Source organism: Streptomyces klenkii (genome assembly GCF_003626645.1).
Classification (GTDB): domain Bacteria; phylum Actinomycetota; class Actinomycetes; order Streptomycetales; family Streptomycetaceae; genus Streptomyces; species Streptomyces klenkii.
Genome location: NZ_RBAM01000145.1, coordinates 1 through 1,152 on the forward strand (window position 1 = coordinate 1; position 1,152 = coordinate 1,152).

At 76.4% G+C, this 1,152-nt stretch carries 2 protein-coding genes; both read right to left on the reverse strand.

Features of this window, described 5'->3' with window-relative positions; genetic code table 11:
• Positions 1–420: SAM-dependent methyltransferase (locus tag D7231_RS35290; RefSeq protein ID WP_120760473.1), on the reverse strand; the 420-nt coding region annotated here is incomplete at its 3' end.
• Between the two features lie 53 nt (positions 421–473).
• A partial coding sequence (locus D7231_RS35295; protein ID WP_120760475.1) for a cytochrome P450 occupies positions 474–1,152 on the reverse strand: 679 nt, incomplete at its 5' end.

The following is a 1,152-nucleotide window of genomic DNA, read 5'->3' on the forward strand; positions in this document are numbered from 1 at the left end:
GTCGAAGGAGTCGTCCTCGAAGGGCAGCTCGGCGGCGTCCGCGCGCAGGAAGGCGAGGCGGTCCGATGCCCCGTCCCGGTCGGCCAGGGCGCGGGCGAGCCCGACCTGCCCGGCGCTGAGGGTGATGCCGACGACGTGGCAGCCGGTGGCGCGGGCGATCTGGAGGGCCGGGCCGCCGACCCCGCAGCCGACGTCCAGCATCCGCGTTCCCGGGCCCGCCCCGAGCCGTGCGGCGACCAGCCCGGTGAGCCGGGCCGCGGCGTCCTGCAGGGTGGCCTCGCCCTCGGCGTCCCCTTCGGGGCCTTCCCAGTAGCCGAAGTGCAGGTTCGGGAAGAGCCCGAAGTCCTCCGGCAGGAGTTCCGCGGCCTGGTCGTACAGGGCGCTCACCCGTGCGGCCGTCGGCTCGCTGAGCTGTGTCATGACGCGGCTTCCTTGTCTCGTCGCACCGGCGGCGTCCTCGCCCGCCGGGAGGTTCAGGGGCGGGCCGTGGCGCGCATGCGCAGGCCGCGCGGGCTGGGGACGTGCCGGAGTGAGTGCGGCGGGGGGCGGTCGGTGAGCGGGGAGAGCCTCCACCGGGAGGCGATCGAGGCGAGGGCGAGAACGGCCTCGGTGACGGCGAAGCGGTCGCCGACGCACTTCCTGGCGCCCGCTCCGAAGGGGATGTACGTGGCGCGGTCCGGCCGCTCCCGCGCCCACCGCTCGGGGGTGAAACGGCGGGGCTCCTCGTGCAGGTCGGGGCGGTGGTGGAGCAGGTGCGGGCTGCAGGCGAGGGGCGTTCCGGCGGGCAGGCGCGCTCCCGCCAGCTCGGTGTCGGCGGTGGTCACCCGCGTCAGCATCCAGCCGGGCGGGTGGAGGCGGAGGGTCTCGGTCACCACGTGGCCGGTGACCTGCAACTCCGGCAGGTGCGCGAACGCGACGGGGCCGCCGGCCAGCACCCGGTCGACCTCGGCGTGCAGGCGTTCCTCGACGTCCCGGTGGGTCGCGAGCAGGTACAGGGCCCAGGTCAGGGCGCTGGCGGTGGTCTCCGTCCCCGCGAGGAAGACGGCCATCACCATGTCGGTCAGCTCCGCGTCGGTGGGCTCAGCGTCGGCGGGCTCCCGGCCGGCCGCCGCCTCCCCGGCCCCGCCGGGACCGCTCGGGCTCAGCATGGCG